At 68.2% G+C, this 13,994-nt stretch carries 15 protein-coding genes and 1 pseudogene; 6 read left to right on the forward strand and 10 right to left on the reverse strand.

The window, feature by feature from the left end; translation table 11 throughout:
- The 3 genes from H9641_RS16360 to H9641_RS16370 all read left to right on the forward strand — a co-directional run bounded on the left by H9641_RS16360 (window position 1) and on the right by H9641_RS16370 (window position 2,805).
- Window positions 1-954, forward strand: coding sequence for a helix-turn-helix domain-containing protein (locus H9641_RS16360; RefSeq protein WP_191805495.1), 954 nt, complete (start codon window positions 1-3; stop codon window positions 952-954).
- A 127-nt stretch (window positions 955-1,081) separates the two neighbouring features.
- Window positions 1,082-1,912 carry an aldo/keto reductase gene (locus H9641_RS16365; RefSeq protein WP_191805496.1) on the forward strand — a complete coding sequence of 277 codons (831 nt, stop codon included), beginning with the start codon at window positions 1,082-1,084 and terminating at the stop codon, window positions 1,910-1,912.
- Complete coding sequence (locus tag H9641_RS16370; protein ID WP_225220595.1) at window positions 1,912-2,805, forward strand: NAD(P)-dependent oxidoreductase; 894 nt, start codon at window positions 1,912-1,914, stop codon at window positions 2,803-2,805. Before H9641_RS16365 ends, H9641_RS16370 begins: the two co-directional genes overlap by 1 nt.
- A gap of 39 nt (window positions 2,806-2,844) precedes the next feature.
- Here the strand turns inward: H9641_RS16370 and H9641_RS16375 are convergent, their stop codons facing one another.
- Window positions 2,845-3,660 (reverse strand): siderophore-interacting protein, encoded by an 816-nt coding sequence (locus H9641_RS16375; RefSeq protein WP_318244647.1) that lies wholly within the window; start codon window positions 3,658-3,660, stop codon window positions 2,845-2,847.
- A gap of 305 nt (window positions 3,661-3,965) precedes the next feature.
- On the opposite strand from H9641_RS16375, the gene H9641_RS16380 reads away from it, so the two are divergent.
- Window positions 3,966-5,063 carry a fatty acid desaturase family protein gene (locus tag H9641_RS16380; RefSeq protein ID WP_191805497.1) on the forward strand — a complete coding sequence of 366 codons (1,098 nt, stop codon included), beginning with the start codon at window positions 3,966-3,968 and terminating at the stop codon, window positions 5,061-5,063.
- 28 nt (window positions 5,064-5,091) lie between these two features.
- Here H9641_RS16380 and H9641_RS16385 read toward each other — a convergent pair whose 3' ends face one another.
- The 3 genes from H9641_RS16385 to H9641_RS16395 form a co-directional block, all read right to left on the reverse strand.
- The gene (locus tag H9641_RS16385) at window positions 5,092-5,706 is read right to left on the reverse strand and encodes a GyrI-like domain-containing protein (RefSeq protein WP_191805498.1); all 615 of its coding nucleotides are present in this window, start codon (window positions 5,704-5,706) and stop codon (window positions 5,092-5,094) included.
- 257 nt (window positions 5,707-5,963) lie between these two features.
- Window positions 5,964-7,346 (reverse strand): Re/Si-specific NAD(P)(+) transhydrogenase subunit beta, encoded by a 1,383-nt coding sequence (gene pntB / locus H9641_RS16390; protein WP_191805499.1) that lies wholly within the window; start codon window positions 7,344-7,346, stop codon window positions 5,964-5,966.
- Between the two features lie 3 nt (window positions 7,347-7,349).
- The gene (locus H9641_RS16395) at window positions 7,350-8,912 is read right to left on the reverse strand and encodes a Re/Si-specific NAD(P)(+) transhydrogenase subunit alpha (protein WP_191805500.1); all 1,563 of its coding nucleotides are present in this window, start codon (window positions 8,910-8,912) and stop codon (window positions 7,350-7,352) included.
- A gap of 194 nt (window positions 8,913-9,106) precedes the next feature.
- Here H9641_RS16395 and H9641_RS16400 point away from each other — a divergent pair, with 194 nt between their 5' ends.
- Window positions 9,107-9,343, forward strand: a complete 237-nt coding sequence (locus H9641_RS16400) for a hypothetical protein (protein ID WP_191805501.1) — start codon at window positions 9,107-9,109, stop codon at window positions 9,341-9,343.
- A 69-nt stretch (window positions 9,344-9,412) separates the two neighbouring features.
- On the opposite strand, the gene H9641_RS16405 is transcribed toward H9641_RS16400, so the two are convergent.
- The 3 genes from H9641_RS16405 to H9641_RS16415 form a co-directional block, all read right to left on the reverse strand.
- Complete coding sequence (locus H9641_RS16405; RefSeq protein WP_191805502.1) at window positions 9,413-9,745, reverse strand: hypothetical protein; 333 nt, start codon at window positions 9,743-9,745, stop codon at window positions 9,413-9,415.
- Window positions 9,742-10,071, reverse strand: a complete 330-nt coding sequence (locus H9641_RS20935) for an SUKH-3 domain-containing protein (RefSeq protein WP_404821961.1) — start codon at window positions 10,069-10,071, stop codon at window positions 9,742-9,744. Before H9641_RS20935 ends, H9641_RS16405 begins: the two co-directional genes overlap by 4 nt.
- Before the next feature lie 1,257 nt (window positions 10,072-11,328).
- Complete coding sequence (locus H9641_RS16415; protein ID WP_191805504.1) at window positions 11,329-11,685, reverse strand: hypothetical protein; 357 nt, start codon at window positions 11,683-11,685, stop codon at window positions 11,329-11,331.
- Window positions 11,686-12,554: 869 nt separating this feature from the next.
- On the opposite strand from H9641_RS16415, the gene H9641_RS16420 reads away from it, so the two are divergent.
- Window positions 12,555-12,908: a hypothetical protein gene (locus tag H9641_RS16420; RefSeq protein ID WP_191805505.1), complete on the forward strand. Its 354-nt coding sequence runs from the start codon at window positions 12,555-12,557 to the stop codon at window positions 12,906-12,908.
- A 193-nt stretch (window positions 12,909-13,101) separates the two neighbouring features.
- Here H9641_RS16420 and H9641_RS16425 read toward each other — a convergent pair whose 3' ends face one another.
- The 3 genes and pseudogenes from H9641_RS16425 to H9641_RS20940 form a co-directional block, all read right to left on the reverse strand.
- Window positions 13,102-13,332 carry a hypothetical protein gene (locus H9641_RS16425; RefSeq protein ID WP_191805506.1) on the reverse strand — a complete coding sequence of 77 codons (231 nt, stop codon included), beginning with the start codon at window positions 13,330-13,332 and terminating at the stop codon, window positions 13,102-13,104.
- Window positions 13,332-13,616 (reverse strand): colicin E3/pyocin S6 family cytotoxin, encoded by a 285-nt coding sequence (locus H9641_RS16430; protein ID WP_191805507.1) that lies wholly within the window; start codon window positions 13,614-13,616, stop codon window positions 13,332-13,334. The genes H9641_RS16425 and H9641_RS16430 overlap by 1 nt, the downstream gene beginning before the upstream one ends.
- Window positions 13,612-13,905 (reverse strand): annotated as a pseudogene (locus H9641_RS20940) (polymorphic toxin-type HINT domain-containing protein); the annotation flags it as partial. The pseudogene H9641_RS20940 and the gene H9641_RS16430, both read right to left, overlap by 5 nt.
- Window positions 13,906-13,994 lie beyond the last annotated feature (89 nt).

The raw sequence follows: 13,994 nt of genomic DNA on the forward strand, positions 1-13,994 counted from the left end.
ATGTTGCGCACAGTGGCGGCCGTCGTCGCCGACGGACTGGCCCCGTTCGAGTTCGGCGTCGTGTGCGAGGTCTTCGGCCTCGACCGCACGGACGACGGCGTGCCCCTGGTCGACTTCCGCGTCTGCGGCCCGGTCGCCGGAGTCCCCGTCCGCACGAGCATGGGCGCCTCGCTGATCCCCGACCACGGTCTCGACGCGCTCGAGGACGCGGACCTGGTCGCGGTCCCCGCGATGACCATCCGCAACGAGTACCCGCAGGAGATCATCGACGCCCTGCGAGCGGCCCACGCGCGCGGCGCCGTCCTGCTGAGCGTCTGCTCGGGCTCGTTCCTGCTCGCCGAGGCGGGGCTCGTCGACGGGCGCCGCATCACGACGCACTGGCGCCACGCCGACGAGCTCACGGCCCGCTACCCGCAGGTCGAGGTGGACCCGGACGTCCTGTTCGTCGACGACGGCGACATCATCACGAGCGCGGGCACGGCCGCGGGGATCGACGCGTGCCTGCACATCGTGCGCAAGGAGTTCGGCAGCGCAGCGGCCAACGCGATCGCGCGCCGCATGGTCATCCCTCCCCAGCGCGACGGCGGCCAGCGCCAGTACATCGACCGCCCCGTACCGCAGTGCGAGGAGCAGAGCATCCGCGACGTGCTCGCCTGGATGGACGAGCACCTCGACGAGCCCCAGACCGTCGAGGACCTCGCGCGCCGCGCCCACCTGTCGGCACGCACGTTCGCGCGGACGTTCGTCGCCGAGACCGGGACCACCCCCATGCAGTGGCTCGCGACCCAGCGCGTCCACCACGCGCGGACGCTGCTCGAGGAGTCGGGCCTGGACCTCGAGGAGATCGCGCGCCTGAGCGGGTTCGGTTCGGCCGCGCTGCTGCGCCACCACTTCCGGCGGGCGGTCGGCGTCCCGCCGACCGACTACCGCCAGACGTTCCGCCACGCGTCCTGAGTCTCTCACTGGGCGAGGCGCGCACCCGGGAGCGCGGCGCCGTCGGGCACGGTTCTCCACGTTGCACGACGGCGGCACACGCCTAGGGTCGAGAGGGTCCGGTCCCGTACGACGTGAGGCGCGCTCCATGACCATCCCCGCCACCCTGCTGTCCTCCGGCCACCCCATGCCGCTGCTGGGCCTGGGCACCTGGCCACTCGACGACCACGCCTCGGCGCGCGCGGTCGAGAGCGCGATCGGGCTCGGGTACCGGCTCGTCGACACCGCGTCCCGCTACGAGAACGAGGTGGGCGTCGGGCAGGGCATCGCCGCGTCGGGCGTGGACCGCGCCGAGCTGTTCGTCACGACCAAGCTCCGCGGCGCGGACCAGGGGTACGACGCGACGCGGGACGCACTGCACGCGAGCCTCGACCGGCTGGGGCTCGACTACGTCGACCTCTACCTGATCCACTGGCCGCTCCCCCGCCTCGACCGGTACGTCGAGTCGTACCGCGCGATGCTCGACCTCGCCGCCGAGGGCCTGGTCCGCAGCGTCGGCGTCTCGAACTTCCGCGAGCACCACCTCGACCGGCTGATCGCGGAGACGAGCCACGTCCCGGCCGTGAACCAGATCCAGCTCTCGCCCGCGCTCGCACGCACGGACCTGCGGCGGTACCTCACCGAGCGCGGCATCACGGTCGAGGGCTGGAGCCCGCTCGGGCAGGAGGAAGGGGTCCTGACCGAACCCGTGATCCAGGAGATCGCCTCGGCCCACGGCCGCTCCGCCGGCCAGGTCGTGCTGCGCTGGCACGTCCAGCAGGGCATCGTGACGATCCCCAAGTCCGCGAGCGCCGAACGCCAGCGCTCCAACGCCGAGATCTTCGACTTCACCCTCACCGAGGACGACATGGACCGGATCGCGGGTCTCGACCGCGGCGAGGACGCCGCGCGCGACTCCGACGAGCACGAGGAGTTCTGATGAGCGACCTGCCGACCGTCACCGTGCTGGGCACCGGGACCATGGGGACCGGGGTGACGCACTCACTGCTGCGCGAGGGCTTCGACGTCACGGTGTGGAACCGCACTGCGTCGCGCGCCGCGCCGCTCGCCGACGCCGGAGCGCTCGTGGCCCCGACCGCCGCGCAGGCGGCGCACGGCGCCGACGTCGTGCTGAGCATCCTGTTCGACACGGCCGCGGTCCTCGATGTCCTCGACGCCGCCGGCCCCTCGGTCGGCACGGGGGCAGTGTGGGTCCAGGCGTCGACGATCGGGCGCGAGGGGACGGCCCTCGTCGTCGAGCGCGCGCGACAGCTCGGCGTCACCCTGGTCGAGGCCAACCTGCTCGGTACCAAGCAGCCCGCCGAGGAGGGGAACCTCGCCGTGCTCGCGGCGGGAGACCCCGACGTCCTGGCCGGTATCGCCCCCGTGCTCGACGCGATCTCGGCCAAGGTCGTGATCGCAGGCACCGAGGTGGGCCAGGGCACCGCGCTCAAGCTCGCGTGCAACGCGTGGCTCGCGACGATCACCGCGGGCACGGCACAGTCGATCGCCCTGGCTCGTGCCGAGGGGATCGACCCCCACCTGTTCCTCGACGCCATCGCGGGCGGCGCGTCCGACTCCCCCTACGCGCATCTCAAGGGAGCCGAGATGATCGCGGGCGAGTTCGCGCCGCAGTTCGCGCTCGACGGGCTCCGCAAGGACATCGGCCTCATCTCGGAGGCCGCGGCCCAGGCGCACCTCGACCCCGCGCTGCTCGACGCGCTGTCCGATCTCTACGGCAGCGCGGCAGCGCGTGGGCACGGCAGCGACGACATCGCGGCCGTGTACACGGCGTTCGGCACGGCACGCGCGCCGTCGCCTGCCAGCGACTGACCGGAGTGCGGCTCGATCCCTGGGCCTTGCCGTCGCAGGTCAGGCCGCGGCGCGCCCGTGCCGCCAGTACCCGATGAAGTCGACGTTTGCCTTGGGGACCCCGCGGTCGTTCACGAGATGGCGGCGCGCCCCCGTGACGAGGCTCGACTCGCCCACCACGTAGGCGTAGACCTCGCCGGGCGGCAGGTCCGCGCGCTTCAGCACGTCGAGCGCGAGGCACCCGGGGATCGCGTGCGACTCGGCCTCGTGCTCGTCGCGCGCGACCCACCGGAGCCCGAGCCCGGCCGGGACCCGGAAGTCCTGGGCGTCGGCCGCGTGCGGGAGCTCGACGATCGCGAGCCCGCGCGCGTCGTCGGGCAGCGAGGCGCAGATGCCCGCGACCGCGGGCAGGCCCGTCTCGTCCGCGACGAGGAGCGTCCAGTCGTGCGGGACGCGCGGGTTGTAGCCGACCCCCTGGTCGAGGACGCCCACGGGATGGCCGGCGCTCGCCCCGAGCGCGAACGCCGACGCCGGCCCGCCGTCCTCGTGCGCGACGAAGTCGATGTCGATCTCACGATCCGCCGGGCGCGCTTCCCGGACCGTGTAGTTGCGGACCCACGGCCGCCGCGCCTTGGGCGTCGCGAGGTACTGCACGTACCAGAGCCCCGACGTCGCGGTCGGCAGTCGCAGCGACTCCTGCTCGTCCCGGGGCAGGAAGAGGCGGAACCACTGGTCGAACCCCATGGGCGAGAAGTGCTCGACGCCCTCGCCCCCGACCGTGACCCGCACGATCGACGGACTCACCCGCTGCGAGGCGACCACCTCGGCAGCGATGACCTGCACGGCGGTCGGCTTGACCATCTGGAACCCGGCCACGACAGTCCTTCTGCTCGGAAAGAAGGCCAGGCTAACCTAACCACCGGCTCGGCGTCACCATCGTCCTGCGCACGGGACAGACCGGCACGACCCTCGCTTCCCGACCCGCGACACGCCCGGGTGGGCAAGTGGGCCAGGCCGCACGACGTCGTCGTTCCCGAGCAGACCCGGGCCGGGTCAGCACCGGACCTTCGTCCTTTCTCCACGCCGATGCCGACGCCACACGTAGACTCGGGCCATCTGTACAACGGGCATCTCGCTCACCCCGCGGCTGGGAAGTCGACCCCCAGCCCTGTGAGGGACGCATGACCGACGCAGCCGTTCTCCCCGGATTCCGCCCCACCAAGCCCCGCACGGGCGACGGGACCAGCATCACCAGCACCTACACGGACCTGTCCAAGCGCGTCCGCGAGGCCGGGCTCCTCGAGCGGACGCACGGGTACTACGGCTGGGTCGCGGCGATCCTCACGGTCGCGCTCGGCGGGTCCGTGGCCGGCTTCGTCCTCCTGGGCGACTCGTGGTTCCAGCTCCTGATCGCAGGCGCCCTGGGACTGATCCTCACGCAGTTCGCGTTCCTCTCGCACGAGGCCGCGCACCGCACGATCCTCACCTCGGGACCCGCGAACGACCGTGTGGGGCGGTTCCTGGCCAACGGCGTGGTCGGCATCAGCTACTCGTGGTGGATGAACAAGCACACCCGCCACCACGCGAACCCGAACCGCGTGGGCAAGGACCCGGACATCGAGACGGACACCATCTCGTTCCTCGAGGAGAGCGCGGCCGAGCAGAAGGGCTTCCTCGCCCTCATCACGCGCCACCAGGGCTGGCTGTTCTTCCCGCTGCTCACGCTCGAGGGCATCAACCTGCACATGATCTCGATCCGGTCGTTGCTCTCCTCGGCCAAGAGCCGCGCACGGACCATGGAGCTCGTGACGATCGCGCTGCGCCTCACGCTCTACGTGGGCGTCGTCTTCTGGTTCCTGCCGCTCGGCATGGCGTTCGCGTTCCTCGGTGTACAGCTCGCGGTGTTCGGTGTGTACATGGGTGCGTCGTTCGCCCCCAACCACAAGGGCATGGCGATCATCCCCGCGGACAGCAAGCTCGACTTCCTGTCCAAGCAGGTCCTGACCTCGCGCAACATCACGGGCGGACGCGTCATGAACGTCCTCATGGGCGGGCTCAACTACCAGATCGAGCACCACCTGTTCCCGAGCATGCCCCGCCCGCACCTCGCCAAGGCCCGCCTCATGGTCCGCGAGCACTGCGCACGCCTCGGCATGCCGTACACCGAGACCAACCTGCTCGCGTCCTACGCGATCGTGGTCCGCTACCTCAACCAGGTAGGCCTCGCGGCGCGCGACCCGTTCGACTGCCCCCTGTTCAACCAGCTCCGCAAGGTCTGAGCGCTCGCGGGGGTCGGCCCCGCACCGGTCAGAGGGGACGGACGGGCTGACGCAGCACCGTCCGCAGCTTCTCGGGCGCCGTCCGGCGCACGTCGCTGAGATAGACCTCGTGGTGCGGCCCGTTGAACGTCAGCCCGTGCTCGGGCAGGTAGTCGTCGTGCAGCCGCGCGAGCGTGGGCGCCTCGTCGTCGTACGACCCCACGTGCAGTATCTGCACCGAGTCGCCCTCGTCGTACGCGGCGAACCGCACGCGATCGAGCGCCGGCAACCCCTTCTTGCGACGCGTCGCCTCAGCCACGTCCGCGACGAACGCGTCGTCGAGCCAGCCGGGCTGCAGGACCATGAGCGTCCAGCTCCACGCGTCCTTGTCGCGGCGCACGAACGCCGCGGGGTCCTCGGCAGTCCATAGACCTTCGAGCGGCCCGACGACGTAGTCCCTGCCCAGGTCCTTCTTGCTCGCGAACTTCACGGCGTACGCGAGCGAGAACAGCGCCTCGACCGCCTCGGCGTAGGCCGGGGCCGAGTTGGGGTCGCCCTCGCCGTCGATCTGCAGGTAGTTCAAGGGCGGCACGACGACCCGGACGAGCTCACGGGGCGGCGCGTAGAGCTCGCGGTGCTCCTTGCGCAGGTCGACCTTGTCCATGGGGTCCTCCAGCGGACGTCGTGGTGGCTCGTCGGTGGGTGTGTCGGCATCGGGAACCCGGGCCGACGGTGCGCACGCCCCGGGTCGGCACCATGCTCCACCCGGCCCTCGCTCCGGGCCACCCGACGGCGAGAGCCTCTCTCCGCCGTCGGGCGGGCGGGCGGACGACGAAGAGGCGGGCCCGTCGCCCTGCCTGACGACCGGCCCACCTCCTCGCTCCCCTCGCCTCACGCGGGTCGCTCCACCCGCGCCGGGCCTCAGAGCGCCTGGATGATGTTCTCCACCTGGTCCTTGGCGTCTCCGAAGAGCATCGCGGTGTTGTCCTTGAAGAACAGCGGGTTCTGGACCCCCGCGTACCCCGTGGCCATCGACCGCTTGAACACGATCACCTGCTTCGCGTTCCAGACCTCGAGCACGGGCATGCCCGCGATGGGCGAGCCCGGGTCGTCGAGCGCCGCCGGGTTGACCGTGTCGTTGGCGCCGATCACCAGCACCACGTCGGTGTCCGGAAGGTCGTCGTTGATCTCGTCCATCTCGAGGACGATGTCGTAGGGCACCTTGGCCTCGGCGAGCAGCACGTTCATGTGTCCCGGCAGGCGTCCCGCGACGGGGTGCACGCCGAACCGGACGTCGACCCCCCGCTCACGCAGTCGGCGCACCAGGTCCGCGACCGGATACTGCGCCTTGGCGACCGCCATGCCGTAGCCGGGCGTGACCACGACCGAGCGGGCGTGCTTGAGCAGGTCCGCGACCTCGGCCGCCTGGATCTCGTGGTGCTCGCCGTAGTCCTGGTCGGAGGCCACGACCGTGCCGCCCTCGGCCCCGAAGCCGCCCAGGATCACGCTGATGAACGACCGGTTCATGGCCTTGCACATGATGTAGCTGAGGATCGCACCCGAGGAGCCCACCAGGGCTCCCGTGATGATGAGCAGGTCGTTGCTGAGCATGAAGCCCGCCGCGGCCGCGGCCCACCCGGAGTACGAGTTGAGCATCGACACGACGACCGGCATGTCGCCGCCGCCGATCGAGGCGACCAGGTGCCAGCCGAGCGCGAGCGCGACGACCGTCATGAGGATCAGCGGCAGCAGCCCGTGGCCCGCGATGAACCAGGCCATGAGGCCGCCCGAGGCGACGAGCGCCCCGAGGTTCCACCAGTTGCGCCCCGGCAGCATGAGCGGGTTCGACCGGATGCGCGCCGACAGCTTGAGGTAGGCCACGATCGAGCCCGTGAACGTCACGGCGCCGATGAGCACCCCGAGGAAGACCTCGACCAGGTGCACGACGTCGCCCTGCTCGGTCAGGTACGAGTTGAAACCGACGAGGACCGCGGCGAGGCCCACGAAGCTGTGCAGGAGCGCGATCATCTCCGGCATCTGCGTCATCTCGACGCTGCGCGCACGCCACGTCCCGACGACCGCGCCGATCACGAACACCATGGCGATGAGCAGCAGCGTCACCATGACGGGACGCTCGCTGTCCTGCAGCGCGAGCGCGACCGTGGCCACGAGGGCGAGCCCCATGCCCGTCATGCCGAGCAGGCTGCCGCGACGGGCCGTCTCCTGCTTGGACAGGCCCGCGAGGCTGAGGATGAACAGGAGGGCTGCGATGACGTATGCAGCCTGGACCAGGGAGGTCAGCACGGGTCAGGCCTCCTTCCGGAACATGCCGATCATGCGGTAGGCCACGAGGAACCCACCGAAGATGTTGATGGAGGCCAACGCCGCCGCCACGAAGGCGATCGACGTGACGACCCAGCTCGAGTCGCCGATCTGCAGGAGCGCGCCGACCAGGATGATCCCGGAGATCGCGTTCGTCTGGGCCATGAGAGGGGTGTGCAGCGAGTGGCTCACGTTGGAGATGACGTAGTAGCCCACGACCACCGCGAGCGCGAACACCGTGAAGTGCCCCACGAACGCGGGCGGCGAGAACGTGATGGCCAGCGCGGCCAGCACCGCGGCCAGGGCGTACCCGACCGCCCGGCGGGTACCGCGCCGTCGGGCCTCGTCGAGGGCCGTCGCGGCGTCGAGCGCGGCCAGGGCCTCGTCGACCACGGGCGCTGCCGGGGCCGCGGGGGCCGCGGCCGAGACGGCGACCGGGGGCGGCGGCCACAGGACCTCGCCCGCGCGCGCGACCGTCATGCCACGCAGCACCTCGTCGTCCAGGTCGAGCACGACCTGTCCGTCCTTGCCGGGAGTCAGGAGCTTGAGCAGGTTGACGATGTTCGTACCCACGAGCTGCGACGTGTGCTTGGGCATGCGGCTCGTGAGGTCCGTGTAGCCCAGGATCACGACGCCGTTGTCCGTGACGACGCGCTCCCCCGGCACCGTGAGCTCGCAGTTCCCGCCGCCCGAGGCCGCGAGGTCCACGATCACGCTGCCGGGCCGCATCGCGGCGACCATCTCGGCGCTGATGGTGCGCGGGGCGCGTCCCCGCACGAGCGCCGTGGTGATGACGATGTCGGCGCGCGCGCTCTCCGCCGCGTACATCTCCGCGGTGCGGCGCTCCTGCTCGGCGGTCAGCGCGCTCGCGTAGCCGTCGGTGCTGACCTCCTGGCGCGCGCCCTCAGCCTGGACGAACTCGGCGCCCATCGACTCGATCTGCTCACCGACCTCGGGACGCACGTCGAACGCCCGCACCTGCGCGCCGAGGCTAGCGGCCGTGCCGATCGCCGCGAGACCCGCGACGCCCGCACCGATCACGAACACGGACGCTGGGGCCGTCTTGCCGGCCGCGGTGACCTGGCCGGCGAACATGCCGCCGTACTCCTCGGCCGACTCGACCACGGCGCGGTAGCCCGCGACGTTCGACATCGCGCTGAGCACGTCGAGCGACTGGGCGCGCGAGATGCGCGGCACGGCGTCGAGGGCCAGCGCCGTGACACCGTGGTCCGCGAGCTGCTGGACGAGCGTCTCGTTCGAGCCCGGGGCCAGCATCGCGATGAGCGTCTGACCTGCCGTCAGCGACGCTACCTGCTCGGCCGACGGGCTGTTGACGGCCGTGACGACGTCGGCTCCCCACACCTGCGCCGCGTCGCCCAGGCTCGCGCCCGCCTCCACGTACGCCTCGTCGGGGTAGCTCGCGCGCTCACCGGCGCCGCGCTCGACCACGACGTCGTACCCCAGGCCCACGAGCTGGGCCACGGTCCGGGGCGTCGCGGCGACGAGCCGCTCGCCGGGACGGGTCTCTCTGGGCACGCCGATGCGCATGCTGACCTCCTTGCTCGGATGGCTGCACGGTATCGGTACGGCAAAGGATCCGCCGCAAGGCACGCATCGTGGACGGATGTCGTCCATGCGAATGAGGGTCCGGGACGCGAGGCGGGTGGCCCCGCGCCCGCTACCCCGGCCCGACGGCGTCAATCACCTGGCGTGGTCTGTGCGCCCTTGGCTACGGTCGCCGCATGAGCAGATCTGGCCCGCCCGACGCACGCGGGCGACTCGTCGACTCCCCGTTCGACCACCGTGTCACGGCGTCTGGCTCCGTCCACGCCTACCGCGGGGGTCGGCTGGTCGCGACGATCTCCGGTGCCCGGGCCGACCGGCTGATCGCTGCACTGGAGACCGCTGACGAGGACCGGACGCAGCACCTGCTGGCACGGGCCACCGGGAACTTCCGTCGAGGGAACGAGCGGCGGTGACCCCTTCCTCCTCATCGTCGGACCACGTCCGGCTGGTCGTCGACCCGCACGCTCACCGCGTCCACACCGTCATCGTGCACGCTCCTCAGACTGGCCAGCACCCTCAGCCCCCGCCCCCGTCGGCCAAGGACCCAGGCCGGGATCGGAGTACAGGCAGGGCAGCGGCCGGTCTGCCGTCACGGCCAGCTCGAACGACTCCTCGACACTCGACCCGAGCTCCCAGATCCACCCCATCCCGGCGGCGACCACTCTTCCCCGAGATTCGACGAACACACCGGAATGGCTGAGCCACTCGCCGATCGGGAAGTACCGTCCGCCGAGGACACTCTCCAGCTCCGTGGCCAGTGCACGTTGGCCGAGGCCGGCCCCGAACGGGTCGAAGCTGTACGGCTCGTCGTTCATGAAGTTCGGCCCAGCCCGGTTGACGGGTTCGATCGACAGCCCCCCAGCCTCCGGAGGACCTCCTCGGCTATCGGGTGCACCCGATAGCCCTCGCCCTCCAGCGGGCCCACCCATCGATCGACGTCGACAGCCCGTCCGGGGCTCCACCCGGATGCGGCGAGAGCCCGACACGTCGTCTCGCTCAGCGCATCGAAACGAACGAGCGACAAGTGCCCGTCTCCCGAGTCTTCAGACATGGGTTGCAAGGCTAGCGGCCATACGACTGGACTCCCGCTGCCTCGACACTGCGGCACTGACGCCGTGCCTCGACGCCGGCACAAGGGCATCGACGTGCCTTCGCCGAAGGCTCCGTCCTGCCGGGGAGCGAGCAGGCACCACCTGTACAGGTACAGAGTCCACGGTCCAGTCGGGCTGAACTCGCAGGGCGGATCAAGACTCCGACAAGAAGTGATGGCTGGAGCAGAGACCAACGGCGCATACAGAACCAGGAGAGTCCGTGAGCGGGCACCATCTCCCCTAACTCCTCTCGATAGAGCCCCGAGATCACGCCTTCTTCACTATCGACCGTTCCGACATCCGCCCACTTCAGGAGTTCTGCCCGGACAGGTGCCTGCTCAACGCGGACCGGCAGAGGCACCGGCCGACACCAGTTACCACGGAACCGCAAGTAGATGGAGAAAACGGTGCAGATTCTGAAACGCCGCTCCTCGGCTCGCGCGGACTAAGATCACTGCATCTCCGTGAGTACGATCCAGAGCTGTGACGATTCCTCCGCATCGTCCCCATACACGTCAACGGTGTTTCGCTCTCTCGCAACGGGTAGACGAAGGTCGACAGCCCCATCTGGATCATAGATGGCTAGGCTTGCACCTGGAAGGACGAGGTCTCCGGTGTACATCCGGCCAACCCCCTCGGGTACGTACGGGCCTTCTACGCACGCAATACTCACCATTCCGCCCACTGCCGGTTGGATCGATATGTAGAGAGAATCCGGACCGGCGTGAAGTGGCTGCACGCTCGGATCCCAATCACTGTGCGCATCGGTGCTAGCGGGCGCAGACACGACCACGAGCCCAAAAGTAAACCTGGCCACACAAGCTCCATAGAGTCGATCCATCACCAGGTCCACATCAGCGCGCTGGAAAATCATATTATTCCCTCAGATCCCATTGACAATTCTAGCCCGCTGACGAGAATATGCACCACCATGCGGAAACCCGCGAGTTTCTGGACTCCTAGAGGCTTCCCATCCGAAGCGGCTTCGGCCCTCGCGCGACCAGATTCACGCCCAAAGCCCCGAGCCCTTCCCCCACCAAAGTGGTCTCACGCTCTCCGCGCTGGCGCCGGCAGACGAGGACCGGGCGCAGCACCCTCATGCTCGGGCGACCGGGACCTGCCGTCGGCGAACGAGCGGCAGAAACCTGAGCCCCGGCACCGCAGCAGCGTAACGCCCCCGGCCACGAGAAGGCTGAGCACGACCTCGTCGTGCCTGTGCGAAGAGCGCTGCCACGGACGAGTCGAGGCGCAGCACGAGTCCCCGACACAGGCGGACGCGTGTCCGGCTTGTCCAGGGGCTAGCAGCCTCACCATGAATTGCGCACACCCCCTGCCTCGTCATATATGACGAAAGCGGGGTCATCAACCAGAGTCTCAGTGATTGCCACCATCGAAGAAAGGTCCGGATCTCGCCCTGAAGCCGTCCAGGATACAATCACGTTGGGACGGGCACGGTCAACGAAGAGAGTCTTGGCCACGCCGTCGGCGTACCAGTTTAAGAGATCCTCCCACAGATCAATCTCCACATAGAGACGGCCGTCACCATTACCGACGTAGAAATCCAACTTCTCACGACTCGGATTTCGCAGGTTGAAGAGTTCCCACTTGCTGCACATCTCACTGACAAAGCTGGCGTCTACCAGCCTTCGTGGGCGCGAGCTCACGGCAATTACCATCAACTGATACATCGATTTATGTCGCGTCTTCTTACCGCACTAGCGTGGCATACGAGGCCCTGCGGGTTGTGAGGTCTTCGACATCCCCACCAAGCCCGCCGGCCTTCCCACGTGACGACCGGAACGAGCGCCAACGTCATGACAGGGTACACCTAGTCGGCTTGCATGCCCACTAACACTGCGAGCGCCTCCGAGCGACGCTCATCCAAGGCCGTCGCCTCGAGACGAATCAGGGCTGAGGTCCGAGGAGACGCTCCTAGCTCGGAGATGAGCACATTCAGGGAAGATCGGACCGCCCAGTCCACCCACTCCCCGTGGCCGACTTCTGCCATGACCAGATCCTCCTCCCTCTCAAACTCACGTGGCGTAATAGCAACAATCACGCAAGGCGACCCATCCGCGCGTTCATTCACCAGCACCTGAGCGACGCGTCTCGCAGGGTCGGCACCGCAACACTCACCCCGACATGAGAGTATTCACCAGGAGCCACATCGCACGCGCTCGCAGTTTCAGCGAGCCCTCCAGGTTGGAACCCAAATGGGAACAATGGGTCGAGCGCCGGGCGAACTTGCTGGAATCGCCTGGCACCGCCACTCGCAATCGCGAACTCCGATATCCCCCCGTTCCCTGATTGGGCGGACTCAGCAACTGAGAACCTGCCGCCACATCGTCGGAGATGCTCGTCAGTGTCGGCGCTTCGTGGTCGACTCGATCAGCGCAACCGCGAGCCAGTGTCCACCCAGTCGCGCCATGTGAAGTGCCGATCCACCAGGTGCAAGGGACGAGGCGAGTGGATCGGCGCCCCGAGCGAGCAGGTAGGCCGTGACGTTGACCTGTAGCGGCTCTCCGCTTTGAACATGTCCGTCCAGCTCGACGTCGATCGCATGCTGCAGCAGCGTCAGGCCACCTTCGATCTCCTCGACGTCGACTCCACCGTCCAACAGGTCTCGAAGGCGGAGAAGGTCCCCGTGCTCGACCGCCTCATGCGCCGGTGTCATCCTGCACCCCCCTGTTCACTCTCGTGTCACACCGCACGCGGCCGTCGCCAACGCACGATGCATCCACGCCTAACCGGCCAGATCGTGATCGCCGAAGTCAGTGTGGCAGGTCAGTCTCTCCCTTTTCGACGACGCCGACAGCAACGACTCGGACGATTGACCCCGATCGAGTACGAGACCATCATGACCACTCAGGTAGCACTCGCCGCCTGAGAACCACTGTCACCTATCCGTGCAGCAGACCCAACTTTGCCGGAGCCCTGACACGACCCCGCCCGACGCCATCTTGCAGTTTGCGCCCACACGCAGCAGCCCGAGATCGACCCCCATCGTGCGGACGTGAGGATCCGGGCCTTCAATCAGGACCTCGAGTACCGCGAGCGGAATAGTCTAGTTCGAGAATTCATCATTCCGAGAGGAAGACAACAAAGAAGTCCAGGTCATCGCGACGCAGAACGTCCTCCTCAACAAGACCGCTCAACACTTCTCGCACACCAGAATCCACTTTCCACATTGCACCCAGCAGCTCTTCGGGGTTGCCTAGGGCCGCACCGATTGTCACAGTATCCAGCAATGGCAACTGCACCTCCAAAACAATTTCTTTCGACTCGCGCCCATAACCCTCCAGGTACCACATCAGATCTTGCACGTCCGCCCGGGAACTGCTGGCTTCGTCTCTTCGCCCGTAAGCGGGTCGAACTCGCACATGTGGTGCCCTCTCTTGTTGTACTTCTCAACCGTTCCATGCTGGGAATCCCACTCGAGGATGAACTTCTCCCAGGTCCAGCGCTTTCTCAATCCGCCACCCCCGGTGATCGGCGTCATCGGCGACGCCCTTCGCGCACCCGGGAAACCAGGCAGGTCCTTTGGCGCCGGGACGTAGCCCGTGTTGTGGACGAGAACATCGTCGGCAACCAACATGGTAGGTGTGCCAGTCGGCGACTGTCAGGTTGTATGCAGACTCCAGTCGGGCCGAAGCAAGATCGAGCTCACGCGTGACGGTGAGAACACCACTTCCCGCGTCGAGCACGCCCTCGCCCAAGTCGAGGTCCTGCGGCCCCTCCCATCGCCCCTCTGCCGCCGACCAAAACGGATGATCCTCGGTTGTTACAATCTGCTGACCGTTAATCTCAAATTCGAACAGGACGTCCTGATGGACCCAGACACGAGTTACGGTCTTGGCACCTCGTTCGCCCGATTCAAGATTCGTTGCAACAACTTTGAGGTGTTCTCACCAGGCTGATTTGGCGGTTCCTCGTTGAAGGTGGAGCAGGACGAGGGCTGCTGCGGTGATCTCGG

The sequence above is a fragment of the Oerskovia merdavium genome (genome assembly GCF_014836755.1).
GTDB classification, from domain to species: Bacteria; Actinomycetota; Actinomycetes; order Actinomycetales; family Cellulomonadaceae; genus Oerskovia; species Oerskovia merdavium.

Excerpts from the sequence above, each read along its gene's own strand:
- H9641_RS16360 (WP_191805495.1), top strand. The coding sequence starts at position 1 with ATGTTGCGCACAGTGGCGGCCGTCGTCGCCGACGGACTGGCCCCGTTC.
- H9641_RS16365 (WP_191805496.1), top strand. The coding sequence starts at position 1,082 with ATGACCATCCCCGCCACCCTGCTGTCCTCCGGCCACCCCATGCCGCTG.
- H9641_RS16370 (WP_225220595.1), top strand. The coding sequence starts at position 1,912 with ATGAGCGACCTGCCGACCGTCACCGTGCTGGGCACCGGGACCATGGGG.
- H9641_RS16380 (WP_191805497.1), top strand. The coding sequence starts at position 3,966 with ATGACCGACGCAGCCGTTCTCCCCGGATTCCGCCCCACCAAGCCCCGC.
- H9641_RS16385 (WP_191805498.1), bottom strand. The coding sequence starts at position 5,706 with ATGGACAAGGTCGACCTGCGCAAGGAGCACCGCGAGCTCTACGCGCCG.
- H9641_RS16395 (WP_191805500.1), bottom strand. The coding sequence starts at position 8,912 with ATGCGCATCGGCGTGCCCAGAGAGACCCGTCCCGGCGAGCGGCTCGTC.
- H9641_RS16400 (WP_191805501.1), top strand. The coding sequence starts at position 9,107 with ATGAGCAGATCTGGCCCGCCCGACGCACGCGGGCGACTCGTCGACTCC.
- H9641_RS16405 (WP_191805502.1), bottom strand. The coding sequence starts at position 9,745 with ATGAACGACGAGCCGTACAGCTTCGACCCGTTCGGGGCCGGCCTCGGC.
- H9641_RS20935 (WP_404821961.1), bottom strand. The coding sequence starts at position 10,071 with ATGCCCTTGTGCCGGCGTCGAGGCACGGCGTCAGTGCCGCAGTGTCGA.
- H9641_RS16420 (WP_191805505.1), top strand. The coding sequence starts at position 12,555 with ATGTCCGTCCAGCTCGACGTCGATCGCATGCTGCAGCAGCGTCAGGCC.
- H9641_RS16425 (WP_191805506.1), bottom strand. The coding sequence starts at position 13,332 with ATGTGGTACCTGGAGGGTTATGGGCGCGAGTCGAAAGAAATTGTTTTG.
- H9641_RS16430 (WP_191805507.1), bottom strand. The coding sequence starts at position 13,616 with ATGTTGGTTGCCGACGATGTTCTCGTCCACAACACGGGCTACGTCCCG.